This is a genomic window from Liquorilactobacillus capillatus DSM 19910, from assembly GCF_001434915.1.
GTDB lineage: Bacteria > Bacillota > Bacilli > Lactobacillales > Lactobacillaceae > Liquorilactobacillus > Liquorilactobacillus capillatus.
This window is the reverse complement of the sequence record NZ_AZEF01000013.1, coordinates 83265-105098: the sequence shown is the minus strand read 5'-3', so window position 1 is coordinate 105098 and position 21834 is coordinate 83265. Positions and strand designations below refer to the sequence as shown.

The 21834-nt window shown below is 37.8% G+C and carries 20 protein-coding genes, 1 pseudogene and 1 other annotated feature; of the genes and pseudogenes, 11 read left to right on the top strand and 10 right to left on the bottom strand.

Going from position 1 to position 21834, the window contains the following annotated elements; all coding sequences use genetic code 11:
- The first annotated feature begins 342 nt into the window (after positions 1 to 342).
- Positions 343 to 1470: an oxidoreductase gene (locus FC81_RS03540; RefSeq protein WP_083478740.1), complete on the top strand. Its 1128-nt coding sequence runs from the start codon at positions 343 to 345 to the stop codon at positions 1468 to 1470.
- A gap of 103 nt (positions 1471 to 1573) precedes the next feature.
- On the opposite strand, the gene FC81_RS03535 is transcribed toward FC81_RS03540, so the two are convergent.
- The 6 genes from FC81_RS03535 to FC81_RS03510 all read right to left on the bottom strand — a co-directional run bounded on the left by FC81_RS03535 (position 1574) and on the right by FC81_RS03510 (position 7991).
- A complete protein-coding gene (locus tag FC81_RS03535) occupies positions 1574 to 2479 on the bottom strand; it encodes a LysR family transcriptional regulator (protein ID WP_057743042.1) in 906 nt (301 codons plus the stop codon).
- 193 nt (positions 2480 to 2672) lie between these two features.
- Positions 2673 to 3545, bottom strand: a complete 873-nt coding sequence (gene scrK / locus FC81_RS03530) for a fructokinase ScrK (protein ID WP_057743040.1) — start codon at positions 3543 to 3545, stop codon at positions 2673 to 2675.
- Between the two features lie 120 nt (positions 3546 to 3665).
- Positions 3666 to 4457: an alpha/beta hydrolase gene (locus FC81_RS03525; protein WP_057743038.1), complete on the bottom strand. Its 792-nt coding sequence runs from the start codon at positions 4455 to 4457 to the stop codon at positions 3666 to 3668.
- 304 nt (positions 4458 to 4761) lie between these two features.
- Entirely contained in the window at positions 4762 to 6435 is a 1674-nt protein-coding gene (locus tag FC81_RS03520) for an FAD-dependent oxidoreductase (RefSeq protein WP_057743037.1), read from the bottom strand.
- A gap of 18 nt (positions 6436 to 6453) precedes the next feature.
- Entirely contained in the window at positions 6454 to 7017 is a 564-nt protein-coding gene (gene ahpC, locus FC81_RS03515) for an alkyl hydroperoxide reductase subunit C (protein WP_057743035.1), read from the bottom strand.
- 167 nt (positions 7018 to 7184) lie between these two features.
- A complete protein-coding gene (locus tag FC81_RS03510) occupies positions 7185 to 7991 on the bottom strand; it encodes a hypothetical protein (RefSeq protein WP_235804627.1) in 807 nt (268 codons plus the stop codon).
- A gap of 164 nt (positions 7992 to 8155) precedes the next feature.
- Positions 8156 to 8400 (top strand) — a binding site (T-box leader).
- Between the two features lie 258 nt (positions 8401 to 8658).
- Between FC81_RS03510 and FC81_RS03505 the strand changes: the two genes are divergently transcribed.
- The gene (locus tag FC81_RS03505; protein WP_057743032.1) at positions 8659 to 9465 is read left to right on the top strand and encodes a 2-keto-4-pentenoate hydratase; all 807 of its coding nucleotides are present in this window, start codon (positions 8659 to 8661) and stop codon (positions 9463 to 9465) included.
- A gap of 305 nt (positions 9466 to 9770) precedes the next feature.
- On the top strand, positions 9771 to 10598 hold the full coding sequence (locus tag FC81_RS03500; RefSeq protein WP_057743030.1) for an undecaprenyl-diphosphate phosphatase: 828 nt from the start codon (positions 9771 to 9773) through the stop codon (positions 10596 to 10598).
- Positions 10599 to 10715: 117 nt separating this feature from the next.
- Here FC81_RS03500 and FC81_RS03495 read toward each other — a convergent pair whose 3' ends face one another.
- Positions 10716 to 11576 carry an endonuclease/exonuclease/phosphatase family protein gene (locus tag FC81_RS03495; protein ID WP_057743028.1) on the bottom strand — a complete coding sequence of 287 codons (861 nt, stop codon included), beginning with the start codon at positions 11574 to 11576 and terminating at the stop codon, positions 10716 to 10718.
- Between the two features lie 218 nt (positions 11577 to 11794).
- Between FC81_RS03495 and FC81_RS03490 the strand changes: the two genes are divergently transcribed.
- The gene (locus FC81_RS03490; RefSeq protein WP_083478738.1) at positions 11795 to 13261 is read left to right on the top strand and encodes an amino acid ABC transporter substrate-binding protein/permease; all 1467 of its coding nucleotides are present in this window, start codon (positions 11795 to 11797) and stop codon (positions 13259 to 13261) included.
- A gap of 67 nt (positions 13262 to 13328) precedes the next feature.
- Here FC81_RS03490 and FC81_RS03485 read toward each other — a convergent pair whose 3' ends face one another.
- From FC81_RS03485 to FC81_RS03475, 3 genes are all read right to left on the bottom strand, one after another.
- On the bottom strand, positions 13329 to 13805 hold the full coding sequence (locus FC81_RS03485) for a universal stress protein (protein ID WP_057743027.1): 477 nt from the start codon (positions 13803 to 13805) through the stop codon (positions 13329 to 13331).
- Positions 13806 to 13914: 109 nt separating this feature from the next.
- The gene (locus FC81_RS03480; protein WP_057743025.1) at positions 13915 to 14868 is read right to left on the bottom strand and encodes a CPBP family intramembrane glutamic endopeptidase; all 954 of its coding nucleotides are present in this window, start codon (positions 14866 to 14868) and stop codon (positions 13915 to 13917) included.
- 97 nt (positions 14869 to 14965) lie between these two features.
- Positions 14966 to 15700: a deoxynucleoside kinase gene (locus FC81_RS03475; protein WP_057743106.1), complete on the bottom strand. Its 735-nt coding sequence runs from the start codon at positions 15698 to 15700 to the stop codon at positions 14966 to 14968.
- A gap of 183 nt (positions 15701 to 15883) precedes the next feature.
- Here FC81_RS03475 and FC81_RS03470 point away from each other — a divergent pair, with 183 nt between their 5' ends.
- The 7 genes and pseudogenes from FC81_RS03470 (at position 15884) to FC81_RS03440 (ending at position 21771) form a co-directional block, all read left to right on the top strand.
- Positions 15884 to 16357 carry a nucleoside 2-deoxyribosyltransferase gene (locus tag FC81_RS03470; protein WP_057743023.1) on the top strand — a complete coding sequence of 158 codons (474 nt, stop codon included), beginning with the start codon at positions 15884 to 15886 and terminating at the stop codon, positions 16355 to 16357.
- Between the two features lie 290 nt (positions 16358 to 16647).
- Positions 16648 to 17348, top strand: a pseudogene (locus tag FC81_RS03465) (fructose-6-phosphate aldolase).
- 220 nt (positions 17349 to 17568) lie between these two features.
- The gene (locus tag FC81_RS03460; RefSeq protein ID WP_057743021.1) at positions 17569 to 18045 is read left to right on the top strand and encodes a PTS sugar transporter subunit IIB; all 477 of its coding nucleotides are present in this window, start codon (positions 17569 to 17571) and stop codon (positions 18043 to 18045) included.
- 11 nt (positions 18046 to 18056) lie between these two features.
- A complete protein-coding gene (locus tag FC81_RS03455) occupies positions 18057 to 18860 on the top strand; it encodes a PTS mannose/fructose/sorbose/N-acetylgalactosamine transporter subunit IIC (RefSeq protein WP_057743019.1) in 804 nt (267 codons plus the stop codon).
- Positions 18844 to 19653, top strand: a complete 810-nt coding sequence (locus FC81_RS03450; RefSeq protein ID WP_057743018.1) for a PTS system mannose/fructose/sorbose family transporter subunit IID — start codon at positions 18844 to 18846, stop codon at positions 19651 to 19653. Before FC81_RS03455 ends, FC81_RS03450 begins: the two co-directional genes overlap by 17 nt.
- Positions 19654 to 19669: 16 nt before the next feature.
- The gene (locus FC81_RS03445; protein WP_057743016.1) at positions 19670 to 20092 is read left to right on the top strand and encodes a PTS sugar transporter subunit IIA; all 423 of its coding nucleotides are present in this window, start codon (positions 19670 to 19672) and stop codon (positions 20090 to 20092) included.
- Complete coding sequence (locus tag FC81_RS03440; RefSeq protein WP_057743014.1) at positions 20092 to 21771, top strand: glycoside hydrolase family 13 protein; 1680 nt, start codon at positions 20092 to 20094, stop codon at positions 21769 to 21771. The genes FC81_RS03445 and FC81_RS03440 overlap by 1 nt, the downstream gene beginning before the upstream one ends.
- Positions 21772 to 21834: the final 63 nt, after the last annotated feature.

The window sequence follows — 21834 nt, the reverse complement described above, 5'->3', positions numbered from 1 at the left end:
CTTTGCTATGAGTAATTCGAAGTTAGACGGAGAATTTTGACTTATGGAACACGTTTGTACGGAATAAAAGAGGGAGCTGTGTCAAAACTTAACTTTTGGCACAGCTCCATTATTATTGATTTAATTTAAAACCTCAAGCTCATAGACAAACACACTCAACTAAAAACCACCTACTCTTTTAATTCAAATTAACTTGAACAAAAGTTAAGCTTAACAAAACTTTTTCATTATGTAAAGCGTATTCATTAAATGTTAATATATTCACATAAAGTCATGGAGGGTAGATTATAATGAATAAATTACTTGATAAAATAGTATTCAAACATGGTGCAGTATTGAACAATAGAGTCGTTATGGCTCCTAACATGGTCAGGAACTGACAACGGTGATGTCACTCAAGAACAACTTAACTATTATAAAGCCCGTTCAGAAGTAGGTGGCATGATCATCACTGAAGCAACATATGTAGATGAAGCTGGTATTGCGTTCAAGGGAGAAATCGGTGCTTCTACTGATAAGTACATCCCTGGGTTAACTAAGCTTGCTAATACCATAAAAGATCATGGAGCAAAGGCTATCCTTCAGTTGCATCATGGTGGTCGCCAAGCTGCTATCTATTATGATCGTGGAGGAATTCCAATCGTTCCCTCAAAAAGAGATTACTCTTTCATCGATTATCCGGTTCGTGAAATCACAACTGAAGAAATCTTACGCGTTATCAAAGAATTTGGAGCAGCTACTATTAGAGCTATCAAAGCCGGATTTGATGGAGTTGAAATCCATGGGGCCAACCATTACTTGCTCCAACAATTTTTCTCCGCATATTCCAACCAACGGACAGATTGGTATGGCGGCTCTCCTGTTAAACGGATGAATTTTATTCTTGATATTGTTAATGAAGTTTCTAAAGTGGTTAAAGAATTTGGTAACAAAAACTTCATCATTGGGATCCGTATAAGCCAACAAGAGATCCACGGACCTAACTTTGGATTCGGTTGGAAAGAAAACTCTGAATTAATCAAACGCCTTAACAAAACAGACCTGGACTATATCCACATTTCAGCAATGGGCAACGCTATTGATGGTTGGAAAGCTACCCCAAGTGATAAGGCAGAAAACTTCACAGAATTATATGCAAAAGTAATTGATCCAAACATAAAACTGATTGCTTGTGGAAATATCCTAACTGTGAAGGATGCCAATGAAGCGATTCAAGTAGCCGATCTAGCCGCAATTGCTCGTGAAGCATTGATGGAACCTGAATTCACCAAAAAGTTAATTGAAAATAAAGAAGATGATATCGTTTCTAAAATTTCACCGGAACGTCTGAACCACTTGCAATGGCCTTCTGGTTTGTTCGATGTAATCATCCAAGGTGAGGGGTGGCAAGGCAATATTCCCAAGCATGGATATGTTACTGATGTTCCTATGCCTGGTGACGAATCAGTTATCCAGTATCAGCGACACTAACTTTGTTGAAAACTATTGAACCATAATCAAAAAGAAGATGGCGCGAAAATAATTTGATTTTCGTACCATCTTTTTTGATTTTTATTTTAAGTTACATTCAAAACTAAGTTTTCTTTAACCTGCTCGATACTTTTCGCATCAGCTTCTTAAGCACCGGTGGCAACATCATTTCGTCATCATATACCCAGCCGAGTTCAAATTGATCATTCACAAGATGCCCTATACTGAGCTGTGGAAGTTCAACTAGTGGTGAATAAACCGAAAAAACGGCTTGCCAATCACGAGCTAAAGTAACAGCATCAAGTTTCTTAATCGATGAAACAATCGTCCACGGATCAGATGTTCTCAAAATAACATCCAGAGGTCCACACAAAAACTGCAAACGCCGAAAAACCGCATCATTATACGGATCATCAAATAATACAAAACGTTGCCGTTTAATCTGCGTAATATCAACATGTTTAACAGTTGATATCTTGTTCTGCTTGGAAGTAAAAAGTCGTAAATAGCCTTTATGAACGGGTTCAAATTTAAGTTTTTTAATGTATTGGTGGTTATAATCATTCACCGCTGCAAAGCCAAGATCAACTTCATGATGAGCAACTCGCTCGACAACTTTGGCAGATGAATCTTGGCTTAAATCCATCCTAAAATCTTTTCCACTTGCCTGCATTTCTAAATATTCCTGCAGAAATGGTTTTAATATTGTGTTCGCAAACACAACATGAAAAACTTCTTTTTTGGATTTGGCTCCTAAATCAGTTGCATAGTCTTTAAACTTCAACGTATTATCAATAACTTTCTGGATAAAGGGAAGCAGTTCCTTACCTTCTGTGGTTAATCCTGTTCCATAGCGGTTACGTTCAAATATCTTTACTCCCAGTTCATCTTCCAACTGAGATATTGCCTTGCTTAATCCAGACTGACTAATATGCAGCATATCGGCAGTCTCCGCCAATGTTCGCTGCTGCGACAGTTCAATAACATAAAAAAGCTGATCTAGCGTCATTAATCTCATCTCCGCATAATAAATATTTACGCAAATCTATGACCGTTTAGTCCCCGAACTCATCATTGTACCATAGGTAGTAATTAATTCATTAAACAATACAAATAACTCTTAGTTGTTCTGAGATGATGCTCGAACAAAACTTCAAACCGAAAAATACTCTAAGTAACTAGCCAAACTAATAGATCTTCTATTACTTTTGCAATTCATTAAACGCTAAAGCAAAGTTTCCTAATGTAGCGGAACCATTATTCTCAACTCTTGGCATACGAATATAACTCTCTAAGTCATCGATCTCCAAGTAACCATTGTTGAGCTTTTCAAAATCACGTCTTACTTTCTTAAGCAATCGTTCACTGATAACGCCACCACCAAAAACGATATTATCCGGTCGTAAAATTAAAGTCTGTTGGATAGCCGCCTGTGCGATATAATACGATAGGATATCCCAAATGCCATCATCCTGGGCAATTTTTTCACCGGCAATTCCTGTACGTGCTTTAAGTGTTGGCCCGGCAGCTAGTCCTTCAAGACAGTCTTGGTGGAATGGACAGATTCCTGCAAAATCTGTATCAGCAGGATGCCTCTTCAAATAAACATGTCCCATCTCCGGATGTCCCTTTGTTCCAAGAATTTCCCCATCAATAACTGCACCGCCTCCGACACCGGTCCCAATTGTTAAATAAACCAGGGACTTAATCTTTTCGTTAAAAAGTTGGGCTACTGTATATTCACCAAAAGCCGAACCATTAACGTCAGTTGTAAAAAAAATAGGGATCTTAAGTTCTTTTTTCAGTAAACCTACAAAATCAACATTTTTCCAACCCGGTTTAGGGGTATTCGTTATAAAACCATATTTTTTACTCGTATACTGCACATCAATCGGTCCAAAAGACGCAATAGATAATGCATCAATCTTAAATTTCTTAAAATACGCAATCGTTTTGCCCAAAGTTTCTTCGGGAGTCGTCGTTGGAAACTTAGTACTATTTTTAATACGGTAGTCTTCATTTCCTACCGCACAAACAAATTTAGTTCCGCCTGCTTCAACACTTCCTAATAGCATTTATACATGCACCTCTTTCAAGTTGTTAAAAATCTTACTAGTCAAAATACAGATAGATATATCATAACAATCTTAGGTAGCTAATTTCAAATTTAAATTAGCCACCGCTATCAATTCCCATTACCTCGGCACTTGATCACCATTCTTAAACAAAAACACTGCTACAGCACGGTCGACTTCTCCGTTCTCATGTAGCATGCTATGATATGTTGTCAAAGGACTTCCACTAATTATTTTAGCTTGGTAACTTTTTATATAAGGTTTAACGATTTTCTTTAAAGCCATATCTCTATCTAATGGGATACCGCCATCTGTTCTAAAATTCCAAATATTTCCAGCGATATTTAAAATACTTAGTTGCGGATCCAACTTTTTTCCGTCTTTCTCTTTTCCTGGAAAAGTAGTTGCGATATTGACAAATTTCATGACTTGCGGTGCTTGTGATTTCTTAGCACTTGTATTTGTCAAATAGTTAAAGGCAATATTACCCCCGCTTGAATGTCCTACTAAATTAACCTGTTTTACTTGATACTTTTGTTTTAACATTGTCAAAACTTTTCCTAGTTGGACTGCTTCAAGCCGCTCATCTCGATTATTTGCGAATAGAACTTGAATTAATGGATTTTTAGTTTTAAGAGACCTTCGTTGTTCAAACTTTACTTTCCCTTTTGTGCTCACACGAACTACCATTGCTTTGGTACCTAAGCCATAATGATCCAATCTGAAAATCATTCCTCCAAAAGAGAGACGGTTACCCCTATAACCTGGGATAAACAAAGTCGGAACCTCATTCTTTTGCACATCTAATCTCTGTAAAAACCTTGCCTGCCGATACCACCATAGACCACTCAAAAAAAGAATTATACCGAAAATAATTAGTACGGAATTTATTATTCGCCGCTCTTTTTTCATCTATAAATCACTTCTTTTACTATAAATATATTTTATCATACACTTCCCAAGACTAGCTGGCAAAACTATTCTTTAGTCTAAAAAGACAAGCATGCCCACAGAATGTTTAGTTGGTGAGCACTAACATCGTAGAGAATCCCGAGGTTGGTCTAGTTTACGGAGTTAAGTGTAGCCAGCTACCTTTTGGTGCCCACGTTCAACACTAGATGTTTGAAAATAGAAGACACAAAAACGAGTTCGGATCTTTTGTCCCGAACTCGTTTTTTATTTAAATAATTCTCTTTGATTCATTTTAACAGTTTGATTAAGCCATCGTTACTTTTTCACACGCGTCTACTAGTTGTTCTAGTGTCTGACTGCCAAAGATAACTTCGCCATCATTAATGATGGTTGCTGGCACACTCATTATATGTTTTTCAGTTCTTAGTTCTGGAAACATCTGTAAGTCGATCATTTCAGCAGAGACATTCGGATTAAGCACAGCCATATGCTGACAAGCTGCCACAACATCTGGACAGAAATGACATGTTAGTGCAATGCCAACTTCAATTTTAGTCCTCGGCAAGGCTTTGATACGCTCAACTAGCGCTGGCTCCAACGCCTGTCCTGGTCCTGCAATATTATACAGTGCCAATACCAATGAATTTAACTCATGTCCTGTCGGAACTCCACTGAAGAATATTCCTAATTCATTTTGCTCAGCATCCAAGAGACTAAGTGCCGGCAAACGCCGCTGCTGTCCAACCGCGTGCTTAAATTCATAGTACAAATGCTGGTTTAAGTCTGTAAACTCAGTCGCAAACGCACCTAACTCCTGGCTTTTAGCACTACCATCATCTAGATGAAGTAGTGTGACATCAGAGGTCAGCTTATTTAAAACCCCTTGCAGTTGTCCCTGTAATTCAGCATTAAACCATTGTCCTTGATGGGTTGGTCGTTTTTCAGCCTTAGTTTCCAAATCAGTTGTTTGTCCCAACGTTTTTTCAGCTTGGACTGGTTTAGCTGCTGCGGGATGAATCGGTATATTAAGCCGTTGCTTCTGAGCAGTAACATAGTGCTCTGCAGCTGTAGCTGCATTAGCACCATCTGCGGCTGCCGTCACAATTTGCCGTAACGGTTTAGCGACAATATCCCCCGCCGCAAAAACACCGTCTAAATTAGATGCTTGGCAATCATCGACCTTGATATAGCCATGCTCATCACATTCAAGTGTTTTTGGTAATCCCTTAGTAGCTGGTTGTGTTCCAACATAGACAAAGACACCAAAAGTTTGTTCTCCTGCCGGCACATGATAACTAGTTTCTTCTTTTGTCTTATTATTAACAAACCGAGCACTTGTCAAGTAATTATCACCTATGACTGCAACTAACTCAGTATTAAATTTGACATCAACTTTAGGGTTATTTAAAGCACGTGCCGCAGTTAACGGTGCACATGTAAATTCAGGTTCCCGCACAACAACCGTTACGTGGCGAGCATAACGAGTTAAATAGTCTGCTTCCTCGGCGGCAGCGTACCCTCCACCGATAACAAAAACCTGCATTCCGCTGAATAATTCACCGTCACATGTTGAACAGTAAGCTACACCACGACCCTTAAACTCTGCTTCACCTTGAAAACCCAGTTTTCGTGGCTTAGCTCCCGTTGCTAAGATAATACTGCGACCATAATAATCTTGCTTATCTCCATGGACAATTTTAACATCATCAGTAAAATCATATGCCTCGACATTATCTCGGATTATTTCAGCTCCAAAATAGACCGCTTGTTTTTGCATCTTATTCATTAATGCTGTACCATCAATCTTTTCAACAGCAGGATAATTCCAAACAACAGATGTTGTTGTCACCTGTCCACCGACCTGATCATTTTCAATAATCAGTGTATCTAAAGTTGCTCTGCCGGCATAAATTCCTGCGGATAAGCCTGCTGGTCCAGCCCCAATGATAATGGTATCGTAAATATGTTTTTCCGCCATTTTTATCGTCTCGCTTTACTATATTTTTCCAACTAAATCAAGACTTGGTGTAATCGTATCTTCACCTGGGTGCCAGTTAGCTGGGCAAACTTTGTCGCCATGTTCCGCAACAAACTGCGCTGCTTCAAGTGTTCTAAGTATCTCTTCAGCATTACGTCCAATGCCCATATCGTTTATTGTGTAAGACTTAATCTGACCTTCTGGATCAATAATGAAGACACCACGGAAGGCTTGACCTGCTGCTTCGTCTAAAACATCAAAGAAACGTGCTAATTTTCCAGCAGGATCAGCTAACATTGGATATTGAATTTTTCCTATTGTATCGGTTGCTTCAGCCCAAGCTTTATGCACAAATTCACTATCTTCTGAAACAGAATAAACTTCTGCATTAGCCTTTTTGAATTCTTCATAATGATCTTGCAAATCACCTAATTCTGTAGGACAAACAAATGAGAAATCTGCTGGGTAGAAGAAGAAAACTGACCATTTTCCTAACACATCTGCTGTTGCAACTTCCTTTGTTTCTCCTTGTTGATATGCATTGACTTTAAAATCAGTCAACTTTTGATTAATAAAATTCATTAAAACAACCTCCTCTTAAATTGTTTAGAATAATTCTAAACCCATAACTATTATAATCCAAATGCCTATAAATGCAAATATATTTTGTGAAATACTTTTTAATAGTTACTAACATTTAACTTTAAAACCCGTTTTACATTTTCTATTATCTACGTTAAATATTCCTCTTATTTTTCTTTCATGCTCGCAACCATTTTAATAGCTGTGGTAAAATTATGAGCGCTTAATTTGTAAACCGTCTTTTCATCTTGCCATGTTATAACTTGATCTCTTTGCCCAGCTTGATTTTCAACCTCAAAGTAGACCTGCCCATAAAGCCGTGGAACAGGTAGTGCGTATTTCTCAAGTAAATTAACCGTTTGCTTTGCCAGATTCTTAAGCTGCTGTTCTTGTGCAGCGGGTGCATGGATAACTAATGACCAATTTCCTTCATTCCAACTTAAATACCGCTGACCTGCTCCCGCATCCAGATACCCTTGAATGTTATGGCCTAGATCAACTGGCGGTAATCCGTTAAAATCAGCTGCTGTCCGATGATCTATCTGTTGCGCAGCCGCTTCAGTAGTTGCATAATTTTTTTGACTAAATTCAGCGTATGGCGTTTCCTGTGCTAGAGAATTATCATTAAATCCCTTAGCCTTTTTACCAACACTATAGAAGATACTATGTTCAGTATCAGTTCCGTTGTATCTAATATTTAATTTATTACTTTGTTTCGTTAATCCATCAGCCGCTGGCAGTAAAGCTTCACTTCCCAACCTTCGCCGTAACTTTTGATTAAAAGTATTGATTCGACCTAATTGTTTTGAGTCAGTACTGTCAGAATGCAAAAAACTTTCTTTTTTAGAAGACTGTTGTTTTTTTACTTCTATTTTAGCACTATTACTAGTAGATGCTTTTTCAGATTGTGAAGTACAGCCACCAAGCAGCAAGCTACCCATAGTAAGTATGATCAACCCATACTTTTTCATCATTAAGCCTCCTCAAATTTATTTTTCACCGTAAGCTTACTACACTTTAACTATTGGTAACAATAATAACCAATATAATTTTTGATTTCATTAAATAAATACACTAATAAATACTTGACAAAATAAACTATCATAGCTAATATACAGATAATAATTAAATTCAGATGAGAAAGACGCTGAATAGGAAATAAATTTATGTGAAACAGATAAGAGAGCCGTTGCTTGCTGAAAAACGGACTGTAGAAGATAGATGGATATCCCCTAGGAGTTGTACAGTGAAAGTTTTGCTAGTAGCTTGTACTGGTTGCCGCCATTATTCGGCCAGCAAATTAGCAATCGTCTAGTTTGCATGAGGTGTTTTCAGTGATGAGAATACAAACAGAGGTGGTAACACGTTTTTGGCGTCCCCTGATTTGGAAGATAGAGATATTTTCTGGGTCAGGTTTTTTTGAATTTAAAAAATTAAAAGTGTGGTGAGGATATATGCAAGCTGAAAGTAATATTAATAATAGCGATGAAAGTGACATTCAGATTAAAAACTTAGTAGATCATTTTCCAAAAATAGCAGATAGTCCTCGCTACTGTAGGTAGAGGTAATGAACTAACTGATGAGGGCTATCTCAATTATAATTTAACTAAATACATCAAAATAATTGGAGGTAGATTCATCATGACATTACAAACTAACACACTATCAAAAGCTGAAAAGGCATTTGCAGAAGCACTTTTTAAATCTTATACTAGCGGAGATCCACTCATGGAGTCTGCTTGGAAAGAGCAAGTAACCAATGATTCCCAGGCTTATCGTGTTCAAGAATATCTAACTGGACTAAAAGATGAAGAAGTAGGCGGCTATAAAGTATCATTAACAAGCGCTGAAACTCAAAAAATGTTTGCTGCAGATTCGCCATTATATGGCGCGCAGGTAGCCAGCCATTTTCTAAAGTCACCTGCTACTGTAAGTCTGCAAACTTTAATGGAACCCTTAGTCGAAGTTGAACTAGCCTTCCGCGCAAAAGAAGATCTTTTTGCATCTGATTCACTGGAAGAACTAATGAGTAAAACGACTGTTGCTGGCGGACTGGAAGTCCCAGACTCTCGTTTCAAAGACTGGTTTCCCACACTTTCTAAATATATGGTCATGTCAGATGCAGCCGTTGGCGGATTGGTCGTTTACGGTCAAGAGCACAATACAAACGAACTTTTTTCCTCAACTAACGAGCTTGCAGAAGTAACATGTGAATTGTTCCATAATGGTAAAAAAGTCAAAGATGGTGTTTCTGCGGAAGTATTAGGGAACCCACTCAAATCACTTCATTGGTTGGTTCAAAAACTTGAATCACAAAACAAAAAGTTCACTGCTGGACAAATGGTATCATCTGGAACATTCGTCTTACCACCCAAATTGACAGCTGGTAAATGGCAGGTCTCATTTGATCACGGCTTAGGATCTGTTACATTGAAAGTTACACAATAAGTACTCATAATCCCTTGGATCAAGTAAAACACTCCTAAAAAGTACTGGCCTAAACTTTAAAGCACCACAAAGAAGTTAGCTATTTGGGCTGGTACTTTTTTTGCGCGTAACTGTGAACTAATTCAATTATTCATCTGAATTCCTCCTTCTTCTAGCCTGACTGCAGTTTCTTTTGAAAAACAAATATTACTTAAATTTTCTTTATAAGCCGCCCTAAATAACTAACTAAAATTGTTTATCAGGTTCAAATGAAGTATGATGATACAGTAAAATTAATTTTTAGTGTATAAAGGAGAAGAATCTTTATGTTTGATATCATCAAAGCTATAATATTAGGGATAGTTGAAGGGGTTACCGAATTCTTACCTATCAGTTCAACTGGTCACTTAGTCTTGGCTGATCAGTTTATCAAGTTAGAACAATCATCGCAATTTGTCGATATGTTTAACGTCGTTATCCAGCTGGGGGCTATTATGGCTGTTGTCGTTATTTACTTCCACAAATTAAATCCATGGTCTCCTCAAAAAAGCTCACTTGAGAAGAAAAATACGTGGACCTTATGGAAAAAGGTTGTCGTGGCTGTGCTTCCTTCTGCCATCATTGGTCTGCCTTTAAATGACTGGATGGATGAACACCTGATGAATTGGTTTGTCGTTTCCACGGCCCTTATTGTTTATGGTATTTTATTTATTATCATTGAAAACCGTAACCATGATATTGAACCTAAGTATGCTGATCTGAATACTCTCTCTTATAAGACTGCAATTGCAATTGGTCTCTTCCAAATTCTCTCACTTGTTCCAGGGACTTCACGGTCAGGCTCGACGATCTTAGGTGGGATTACTATTGGGACCTCCCGTTACGTAGCGACTGAGTTTTCATTTTTCCTAGCTATCCCAACCATGTTTGGTGCTTCTTTACTTAAGTTATTCAAGTACTTTAAGCACGGCGGCTCTTTAGCGGGGTTACCCGGTGTTGTTCTTGCAGTCGGTGTCATTGTTTCATTTATCGTTGCATACATATCGATTCGTTTCTTATTAAACTATGTTAAAAAGAATGACTTCAAAGCATTTGGCTGGTATCGAATCATTTTAGGTATTATTGTCATTGGATATTTTGCATTAATACACTAAAAAGCGATGTAACAGCCGTTCAGCTTATAAAATAAAGGGGATAAGGCTAAAAGATTACTTTTAGTTTTATCCCCCTATTTGTTATACCGTCAATAACAGTATGTCCTAATTTTTTCATTATTGCGCTACCTTACCCGTACTTTTAGTATACGTTAGATCATCAGTTTCAATTACGACCCCTGCATGACTTGAAATACGTGGCGTTAAATCACCTTCAAAATAAATACGGCTAGAAATAATTGGCTGTGCTGGCGATGCTAAAATGTAATCAGTTCGTTTTCCAATCTGATTATCTTGCCAGCCATTAACAGCACCTCGAATTGTTAAACCATCCCCGCGTGATAAGGCGGTAGCATATGTATCTTGAAAAGATTCGCAAATCTTTTTATAACCTGCAATATTACTCTCTGCATCAATGTTAAAAGCACCCATCAGAAAAAGCGGGTTATTTTTTTTAATTGTCTTGAGCCACATCGTCATCTTATTCCATTCCAGCAAGAACTGTTCATATTGTCTGCTAAAATGCACATTGGCAAGTATTCGCCCATCTTCTAGATACGCAGCTAGACCTTTTCTGCACTGTTGTTCTCTATAAGTGATCTCTTCTGTTAGAAGTTTAGCTCTAACAGCTGTAAACGGCACTTTGGAAAAAATAGCCAAACCTTCAGTGACATTTTTGCTAGTCACATGTGTTGCTACCCACGTCCATGAAAAGCTAATCTTTATTTTTTGTAACTCTCTTTGGAGAAGAAATGCAAAGTTGCTTATTCTGACTGTATCCTCGCCCTTTTCAGCTGCCATAAAATGTAATTGCTGCAACTTCGACTGTGTGACTATTCTTCCAGTAGCTGCTTGCCCCACATCCTGCAGGCAGAATGCCGTTATTTTTTCACTAATAATGAGGTCAATAATTGCTTCCAATTGCTTTCTGGTATTATATTCAGTTGAAGTACGGCAATTCAGTGTTAAGATCTTCATTATTATTCAACCTCCCTAACCAAGAATCCTACTACATAAATAAAACGCTTTCAACAAAAATACGCTTTTTCTTTAGTAAAGTCTTATTTGTTTTTCCTCTGAATAACATCTAAACAGCATATTAAAACAAGGATTGCTTATGTTATTATGAAAAGAGGGTATCCTGAGTCAAAATTACTTTTACCAGCTTACCCAAAATTGAGAGTGAGGTTTTTTTCTTGCATAAGAAATACTTATCAGTTTTTTTATTTTTTGTTAGTCTGCTAGTTTTTTTAGGCCTCAACAGTAATTCATCCGTTAATGCTGCAGAAAAAACTTACCAGATCGGAACCGATGTCACCTATCCTCCATTTGAATTTGCCAACTCGAACAATAAATATATCGGTATTGATCTTGAATTATTAAATGCTATTGCTAAAATTGAAAACTTCAAAGTTAATATTAAACCTGTGGGCTTCAATGCGGCTGTTCAAGCAATGCAGTCTGGCCAACTTGATGGTGTGATCGCCGGGATGGCAATTACGCCTGAACGACAAGAAAAATTTGATTTTTCAGATCCTTACTATAAAACTGGGTTTGTTATGGCGGTCGCTAAAAATAGTTCCGTTCATCGTCTTACCCAGTTACGCGGTAAGCGGGTAGCGCTTAAAACAGGGACGGCTGCAGCCGCATATGCTGAAACGCTAAAATCGAAATATGGCTTTAAAACTGTCATTTTTGATGACTCAGATAATATGTATAACGATGTCATTACTGGTAATTCGGTTGCTTGTTTTGAAGACCAGCCCGTTATGCAATATGCTATCAAGACCGGGCTTAGCTTAAAAATTGTTACTAAACCTGCACAGGGCGGTCATTACGGCTTTGCTGTTATGAAAGGTAAAAATCAAGAATTACTCGCTAAATTCAATTCCGGGTTAAAAAAGCTTAAGGCAAATGGAGAATATACCAAAATCATTCATAACTATTTAGGGACGGCTGCAACCAACAAGCGACAAGCAGCTAATGCTGCTACACAAAAAGCTAATCATACCTTTAGCGGTTTATTACGTCAAAATAAGGATGCATTACTTGCTGGTTTAAGTAAAACTATCATTTTAACATTAATTTCAATCGTCTGCGCAACTATTTTGGGAATTATTCTTGGACTTTTAGGTGTTGTTCCCAACACTTTTCTACGAGGCCTTGCCGCTTCCCTTATCTATCTTTTCAGAGGCTTGCCACTGCTGGTCCTTGCCTTATTTATCTATAATGGCCTTCCTAGTTTAACTGGAACAAAAATTTCAGCGTTTATGGCTGGTATCATTACTTTATCTCTCAACGAAGGGGCATATACCGCTGCTTTCGTTAAAGGTGGTATCGAAGCTGTTGAGACTGGTCAAATGGAGGCCGCTAGAAGCCTAGGTCTCTCATTCAGTAAAGCTATGCGTAAAATTATTTTACCTCAAGGATTAAAAATGATGATCCCCTCATTTATTAATCAATTCATCATTACACTGAAAGATACTTCAATTCTTTCAATCATTGGTTTGCTTGAGTTAACACAGACCGGAAAAATCATTATTGCTCGTAATCTTGAAGGCTTTAGAATCTGGACGATCATCGCAATTATTTATTTACTACTGATTACTGTTCTAACTTGGCTTTCTAAATTAGTTGAGAGAAAACTGAGCCAAACAAAATAACTAAAAAACCGCTACAAGCAGTAAATTATGCATTTTTTACGCATAGTCTCGCTCATAACGGTTCTTTTTAGTTATTCTTTTTATTTTCTTTATCTGGTCGAGCCATTAAAACATCACAGTTAGCGTTTCGGGTAATATAAGCGGCCACTGAGCCAACAACTAAGCGCTCAATAAAATTCTTACCGGTTGACCCAATAACGATTAAATCGTTCTGGTATTCAGGCTGAAAGTCATCGACAACAACAACCTTAGGATTCCCAAATCGTAAGTGAACCTCAACTTGCTCTTTTGCGAGCCCCTCTTCGAGTAAAGTTGTTTTCAATTTTTGCATGTATTTTTCGTTAGCTTGTTCAATTTTATATATTCGTTCACCATCTAAGGCAATTCCTGCACCGCCATATTCTAGCGAACTTAAATCTAAAACTCGTAACACATCTAATTTAGTATGGTTGCGCTTGACTATCTCAACAGCCTTCTTTAACGCCGTTTCGGCCCCCTTAGAACCATCAACTGCTGCCAAAACTCTTTTATATTTATGAGCCATCCTCATCACCCCATCTTTTGTAAATGCATCCATCTACTGCTATTTAAAACAAAACTTATTAAATAGCGTTTCCGTTTGGTTACATTATAACATTGGGGTCTAAACCGCTTCAAAGTTTTTCTAATCCTAAACAGGCTAAAATGAAAACAAGTGTCGTTATAATAATATTATATTTTCCCAGCAGTGTTTCTCGTAGATAAGGCTTTGTTATCTGATATCTTCGCAGCCATCCTTTAAGTACAGCTCGCTTACGCCATAATAAAATGCAACCGAACAGTCCCCCGGTTAAGAGAATTAAGCCACTGATACTTTCAGCTTGATGTGTTGGGACATTCCGCAACATAAAGACCATAAAATCACCTAAAATAAAGTTGTTAAAAACGTGCAGTGCAAAAGACCACTTTAAACCATAAGCTTGCGCCGTGTATCCAAGTACTAGCCCTAACAAAAAGGCAAAAGGACTTTGCACTAAATTGGCATGATATAAACCGAACATATATGCTGAAATAATAATTGCAAATTTTTTCCCATATGGTTCTAAACCTCGCAGTAAAAAGCCACGAAAAACGATCTCTTCACTCAATGGCCCCAATAAACTGGCGTAAACCAGCATTGAAAATGTCTGACTATGGGCGGTTGCTGCCTCCATCTGCGCTGTTACACTGTAACCAAAAAGATTAACAAATGCCTCAAGTGCTGAACTGTATAAACTTGATATGACTTGACCGCTCATCATTACAGCTAAGAGACAGACGAAAATAACAGGTGTCATTCTAACATTAGTCTCTGCAAAAATTTTTCTTTTTAACCGTGGTGATGTAACAGCAATAATAACCAGCATTCCACACGCCAGTGCAACAAAATACGGAATACCACTTTTCTCTAGAACAGCTAGTGAGCGATTAGCTCGACTTTGACTGAACATCATTACAACTCCAGCTGCAGTCGCTGCAATTTGAAAAACAGCAAAATAAACCGCTGTTATCATGAGTAGATTACCTATTTGCTTTTTTCGTTTACTGCCTGCACTTGCCTTATTCTTATTCCTATTGAATAAACTCACTTGTTCCACCCGCCTCGAAGTCGTTTCTTCAAGTATACGTTGTTAGAAAGATACTTGTAAATAATATTTCTTAGCAGATATTCGTTAACTGAAGAGTTTAAAGAGCCTGTTCATGTCGTGTACCCATCTTAGTAATCTCACTAGGGGTTAACTTCTTTAACTCTAGTAAACGATTTTCAATTGTTTCTAAAACTGTAATTCGATCACTAGTACTGCCAACAAAGTCATATTTATCGCCATCTATAATTAACAACGGTGAAACACTGTATTGCTGCATCCATTGATTATAATATTCCAAGAGGTGCTTGTAATATTCTTCCAATGATGGATCATTCTGAATCAATTCGAATTTACGTCCCCGCTTCGTAATCCGTTTAATCATTGTTTCATATGAGACTTTAATCGTAATCATTAGATCAGGTGATTTTTTCTTAGCCGCAAAGGGTAGCTCTTCCATCATGTTATTCAGCAAACTCTTATAAATTTGATATTCAACTTGCGTAGCGTTACCCATATCTGTGTTCATCTTCATAAATAGTTCATCTTCATAGATTGAACGATCTAGGATATTATTATCATCCTGCATTGCTTCCTTGATCATCTTAAAACGACGATTCAAAAAATAAGTTTGCAGTAAGTATGCGTAAGGATTAGTTGCTTCCTTGTCTCCTGCTGCTCTTTTAGTTGCGGCAATTTCATTTCCCTTATAAAACAACGGTAATACAGGGTTATCTTCAACTGGTTCGAAAAAGGCCTTTGTTCCCAGCTCGTTTGCTAAGATTGCAGTCAAACTCGATTTTCCTGAGCCGATAATACCCGATAATGTAATCAAAATGATCGATCCACCCTTTCTTTTTTCCATCTCTTTATTAGTCATATTATTTAGTAACCACCCACCATCATACTCGGTCTGTGTCGAAAAATAAAGCATTGCTTTTACATAATATAGTGTATACTATGTAAATAGCTACTGTATCTAGTATCTCTATCAACTATAAAAAGTGAGGTTATATCATTGAACAAAGTCTATCTTGCATCACCTTTTTTCAGCGAACACCAAAAAGAACGTATTCAAAAAGTTAAAAATGCGTTGCTTACAAATAAAACAATCGCCGCAGACGGGATCTTCTTGCCCCAAGAACATCAGTTTGAAGAAGAGAAATTCGGCAGTCGCGCTTGGCAGCAATATGTCTTTGCATCTGATGTCCGCCAAATAAATCGCGCCGATATTCTAGTTGCTATTGTAGATTATAAAGCTGAGGAAAGTGATAATGAGCCTGATTCCGGTACTATGTTTGAAGTTGGTACTGCATTTCATGCTAATATTCCAATTGCAATCGTTCAATTTGACCCTAAAAAAAATCTGAACTTAATGATCGCCCAAAGCCTGACTGCCTACTTTGACGCAAGTAAAAACGGCTTAGACGAATTAACACGCTATAACTTTAACGATTTGAAATCAAAGCCCTCTAAACGCGATATACTTTAGTTTAGAAAATAGCCTTATAGGTTAGCGTAAATATTTGATGCTATTCATGTATGTAATACTGTACTAAGCAAACGGGATAAGTCAACGGTTTTCTTGTGACTTATCCCATTTATGTTGGTCTATTTTATCTACACTACCTCTTCTAACTACATAATTATTTTTAGCAATTTTTTTCTTTTACTTACTTCAACTTTCCAAAAAGCATATTCTTATGGCGTAAAGCCAAATGATTCATAGTCAGACAGCAAGTTTGTAGATCGCATTTTTAGACTTATAAGGGGGATCGATCCATGGAACTTCTACTAGATACGGTCAACCTTGATCAAATTCGTAAATACAAGGATATTATTGCTTTAAGTGGCGTTACATCTAATCCAAGTATTGTAAAAAAAGAAGGTAAAATAAACTTCTTCAAACATATGCGCCAGATCCGAGCACTAATCGGTAGTCATGCCTCGCTGCATGTTCAAGTTGTCGGTCAAACAACGGCTGCCATATTGGCTGATGCTCATACCATCTTGGAGCAAATTGACCCGCATGTTTTTATTAAAATCCCAACTAATCCAGCTGGCCTTGCTGCAATTAAGTTGCTTAAACATGAAGATATCAATGTTACAGCCACTGCTATCTATAGCGAATTTCAAGGCTATTTAGCCCTAGCAGCTGATGCTGACTATCTTGCACCCTACTACAATCGAATGGTCAATATGAATATCAATGCGGCTGAAGTCATCACTCATTTAACTGCACAGATTCAGCGTGACCACACTCACGCTCAGATTTTAGCAGCTAGCTTTCACAATGTTCAGCAAGTCAACACAGCCTTTACAGCTGGTGCACAAGTAGCTACGATCAGCCCTGCTATTCTTGAAACAACGTTACGCTCTCCCCGCGATTTTCTCAGGCCGTTAATGCTTTTACTACCGATTGGGAAAGCATTTATGGCCCTGCTACAACGGTAACATCACTAATCACCGATTTCTCACATTGACAATTAATAGTTATTTATCTAATACCCTTTAAAGAATTGAGTAAAAAACTCAGTTCTTTTTTATTTTATCCTTATTGATAATGTACCATAGGGAATCTTCCCGTATAAATGAAGCAATTCCCTAAAGAGGCATAGTCTTTCCCGAAAGCCTCGCTAACTATTGTAAACGTTTTAGTGTGACCGTATACTTTTGCTATCAACTAGTTAAGGAGAGATTATTATGAGTTTAGTATTAGCACGTATTGATCAGCGTTTAATTCACGGAATCGTTGTTACACAGTGGGCCGGGCATACCAAAGCCAAACGCTTAATGGTGGTCGACGACTTGGTCAGCAAAGATGAAAATCAAAAAGCGGCTATGCGCATGAGCAAACCTGCCGGTACAGGCATGTCAATTATTGATACCCCAAAGGCCATCACGAACTTCAACAACGGAAAATACGATAACCACAATGTTTTTCTAATCGTGAAAGAACCTGAAACAATCGTACGCTTAATTGAAGGAGGCGTGAAGGTTCCTAAAGTCAACATTGGCATTATGTTTAATGGTGCAGGCAAAAAGACTGTCAAAAAAATGGTTTCGGTCGATGACAAAGAAGTTGCTGATCTTAAAAAAATCCAAGCACTTGGTGTTCCCGTGACTTTTCACTTCGTTCCAAGTGATTCTGAGGAACCGTTAGAGACTTATATCAAATAGGAGATGAGAACATGGCTATTATACAAGGTGCATTGGTTATTCTATTATCCTTCTGGATGGTCTTAGACCAGCAGGGGCTTGTCATCACTACCTGGTTTCCCATCATGATTGCTCTTTTCTTGGGAGTCATCATGGGCGATATGCAGACAGCGATGGTTATTGGCGGAACATTCCAATTAATGGCTCTTGGTGTTGCAAACATCGGTGGTTCTTCAGTGCCTAATTGGGGACTAGCCGCTCTGGTCGGGATCTACGTTGCAATAAAAACAACCCATAACATTGAGGATGCCAAGGCTGTTGCTTTAGCAGTCGGGGTCCCGGTTGGTATGCTAGGCATTCAGCTAGATGTAATCGCTAAATTACTTAATACTTATGTTACACATGCTGCGCAAAAAGCGGGTAATTTAGGTAACTTTAAAAAAATGAACCGAATTTTCTGGGTGGGTCCTCTGATTTTTGGGCTTTCAACTGCCCTTCCAACAGCTTTATGCGTTATCTTTGGTGAACAAATCGTTAAAACGATCCTAACTTTTTTACCAAAATGGTTTACCAATGGTCTCTCAATCGCCGGAAGCATGCTACCCGTAGTCGGGATCGCACTCTTGTTGCAGGTCATGCCCGCTAAAAAATATCTTTCAATGCTATTGATTGGATTCGTACTGGCTGGTTACTTGAATATTCCTATTTTAGGTATTTCAATTATTGGATTTGCAATCGCTTATTATTTCTTTACCACTAAAATGAACACTCCAGCTGCTACGACGGCAACAAATGGTGGTGCTGCTGAAGATGAGGGAGATGACTTCGATGAGTAAGATTCTAAATAAGAAAGATATCCGCAAAGCCGCTTTTCGTTATATGTTCATGGCATGCAATATTTTTAATTACGAAAACCAACAAGGTCCTGCTGTTGTATACGGTTTGGAAAAAGCATTACGTAAAATCTACCCTAACGATGAGGAATACAAGGCTTCTCTAAATAATCATTTCAAATATTTTAATACTACTACTTGGATGGCTAACCTATTGTTAGGTGCAAGTTTAGCGATGGAAGAAAAAGATGGCATTAAATCCCTTGATACCGTCCAAAACTTTAAAACAGGGATGATGGGCCCATTAGCTGGGATTGGCGATACATTAATTTGGGTTCTATACCCAACGATCATGGGTTCTATCTCTGCTTATATGGGCCTGCAAGGAAACCCCACTGGTGCAATTATCTGGTTGTGTCTCAACATTCTCTTTCTCTTTTTCCGATTCAAACTTTTTTCAATTGGTTATAGCTCCGGTCTAAAACTAGTAACGGCTTTAGGTGATAAACTCTCAGTCTTTACCGAAGCTGCTTCAATTATGGGGTTGACTGTTGTTGGAGCATTAATTCCTTCAGTAATTAAAATGAAGGTGGGCCTAGTCTTCCAAACAGGTAAGGTTAAACTACCAATTCAAAAAGAAATTCTAGATCAGATAATGCCGGCACTTTTACCTGCACTTTTGACTTTTATTATCTACCGTCTAATTGCCTCTAAAAAGCTAAGTATTATTAAAATTATCTTTTTAATTATTATTTTAGCTTTAGTCCTATCGTACTTTGGAATTTTAACCGTTTAGTCTAAGGAGGTAAAATATGCGTAAAATAATTTTTGCAACTCATCACCAGATGGCATCTGGTTTAAAGGACACCTTTAACTATATTGCTCCTAATGTAGCTAAAATCATTACAGTAGATGCTTATATGGATAATACACCTGTAGATGTACAGATTAAGGCGCTTCTAGATGATCTTGATACACAAGATGAATTAATTATCTTTACAGATCTTTTAGGTGGCTCAGTAAATCAAGCATTTGTGAAGTATCTTACTCAACCCCATATTCACTTGATTACAGGTATTAACCTGCCTGTAATTCTCACTATTTTACTGGCTCTACCTAAAGAAAACTACTTATCACCTACCACTATCAGAAATGCCCTAACAGACGCACGGACACAATTGATTTACGTTAACGACTATTTGACAGCCCAAATACAAGATGGGGATGACGAATAATGAATAATGGCTGGTGGAAAAAGAGCGTTGTCTATCAAGTGTATCCCCAAAGCTTTAAAGATAGTAATGAGGATGGGATTGGTGATTTAAAGGGAATAATCTCTAAACTGCCATATTTAGCTAATCTTGGGATCGATGTTATCTGGTTAAATCCAATCTATTCATCCCCACTTATCGACAATGGCTATGACATCGCTGATTATTATCAGATTAATCCTATTTATGGCACACTAGATGACCTTAAGGAACTCCTAGAAAAAGCACATCAGTTAGGGATAAAAATAATTATGGACCTTGTTGTTAACCACACCAGCGACCAACACCAATGGTTCAAAGATTCCAGGCAGAGTCGTTCAGGCAAGTATGCTGATTTTTATATCTGGAAAGATCCTAAATCAAATGGTAACCCCCCTAATAATTGGGGTTCAACTTTTGGTGGCTCTGCTTGGGAATATGTTCCTGAAAGAAAGCAATATTATTTACATCTTTTTGCAAAACAACAACCTGATTTAAATTGGGAGAATCCTGAAGTTCGTACTACAATTTACAAAATGATGCGTTACTGGTTAGAACTTGGAATCGATGGTTTTCGTATGGATGTTATTAGCCTAATCAGTAAAAAGCAGCACTACCCTGACGCTCCCGGTACCCTACCGTATACTAAAAACTATTACTTCGGTGCTTCAAATGGGCCGCGTGTGCACGAATTTTTGCATGAAATGAATCAACAGGTCCTCAGCCATTACCCTAGTTTAACCGTTGGTGAAACCGCAAATACAAATAGCGACCAGGCACTACTTTATACTGAGCCCAAACGTCAGGAATTAAATATGATTTTTCATTTTGATCATATGCATCTCGATTACGGCCGTTTTGGCAAATTCTCTGATGTCCGCTTTAAAATGAGTGACCTCCGCCAAGTTTTAAGTGAGTGGCAGACTAAACTAGATAAGGGGTGGAACTCATTATATTGGAGTAATCATGATCAGCCGCGTGCTGTTACTCGTTTTGGAGACGATCAAAAGTATCGAATCGAATCAGCCAAAATGCTCGGAACACTGCTCCATATGATGAAAGGAACACCTTATATTTTCCAAGGTGAAGAACTAGGTATGCGTAATGTTCCATTTAAATCACTTACCCAGTATCAAGATATTGAAACACTAAATATGATTAAAACATTACGTAAAGCTGGTATGAGCGAAAATTATATCAAACGTGTTGTCTTCTTAAAATCACGCGATAACGCCCGTACCCCCATGCCTTGGAATGGAACGGCTAAAGCCGGTTTTACGAGCGGAAAACCGTGGTTGGACTTTTCACCAGACAACAAGGAAATAAATGTCGTTCAGGCACTTGCAGACAAAAACTCAGTTTATTATCACTATCAAAAACTGATAACCCTTCGTAAAAAGTATCCCGTAGTGATCGATGGTAGTTACACATTACTGGATTCAAGTGACTCAGCTGTCTACAGCTACACACGTACCAACAACGAGGAAAAAATAATTGTTATTTGTTCCTTTTCAAAATTTAACGTTAATTTTAATATTCCTTCCACATTATTTGAAAAGGACAGTTACCTTTTACTAAGCAACTATTCCAATTCACCTGAAAAACTACCTTCAAAAATAGTTTTACGTCCTTATGAAGCGTTAATTTACTATCAAAATTTATGACTGCTTTAGCATTTGACTATCCATGTTACACTATTGGTAATAGATTAGGAAGGAGAGACGTAC